Raw genomic sequence first — 1,079 nt, forward strand, 5'->3', positions numbered from 1 at the left:
TAATACCCCTTCCAGCACGACTCCGAGATCCCCTCCCGCGTCACAAACCAGAACTCCGGACAACCCCGGGGAGAAAACCCCTCCCCCTCCCTCAAAAACTCAATCCCGCCAATCCGCATAAAAAATCCAACCCCAGAAAAGCAGAAGCTAAAGATATTGGCTCCTCAGCCCCAGAAAGAGAGAGCCAAGAAGCCAAATGTTCCAGCAGTTTCGTTTGAGCGTCAGCTCAAATCCAAGTCAATTTGAATTCCATTCAAATTCCAAAGAAAAAGCCCCTTCATCCTCCCGGCGCATCTCGCTCATCTCCCCTTATACATCTCTTCGTAATAACGCTCGTAATCCCCGCTCGTGATATTATCCATCCACTCCTGATTATCCAGATACCAACGCACAGTCTTCTCTATACCCTCCTCAAACTGGAGACTCGGCTCCCAACCCAACTCACGCTGGAGCTTACGGCTGTCGATCGCATAGCGCATGTCATGACCCAGACGGTCCGTCACAAACGTGATCAGTTCGTCACTGTAGCCCTCCGGATTACCGAGCAGACGGTCAACAGTCCGGATAATCACCCGTATGATATCAATATTCTTCCACTCATTAAAACCGCCGATGTTGTATGTGTCGGCAACCCTACCCTCATGGAAGATCGTGTCGATCGCACGCGCATGGTCCTCCACATATAGCCAGTCGCGCACATTCTCACCCTTTCCATATACGGGGAGCGGCTTGCGGTGACGGATATTGTTGATGAAGAGCGGTATCAGCTTCTCCGGGAACTGGTACGGTCCATAGTTGTTTGAGCAGTTAGTCACGATCGTCGGCATGCCGTAGGTGTCATGATAGGCACGCACGAAATGGTCGGATGAAGCCTTCGATGCAGAATACGGGGAATGGGGATTGTACTTCGTCTCCTCCGTGAAGAAGAGCTCGCCATACGCCTCATGCTTCTGCCCGCTCGATGCCTTCGTGGAGAACGGTGCATCCACACCCTCCGGATGCGTCAGCTCAAGAGCCCCATACACCTCATCCGTCGAGATATGATAGAAACGCTTACCCTCATACCTCTCCGGCAACGA

Annotated in this window: 1 protein-coding gene; it reads right to left on the reverse strand. The window is 52.2% G+C overall.

The features are described 5' to 3' along the window. Nucleotides 1-299: 299 nt before the first annotated feature. On the reverse strand, nt 300-1,079 hold a 780-nt coding region (locus E5331_RS20085; RefSeq protein ID WP_136013299.1), incomplete at its 5' end, for a dTDP-glucose 4,6-dehydratase.

It is taken from the genome of Lepagella muris (assembly GCF_004793975.1).
GTDB classification, from domain to species: Bacteria; Bacteroidota; Bacteroidia; order Bacteroidales; family Muribaculaceae; genus Lepagella; species Lepagella muris.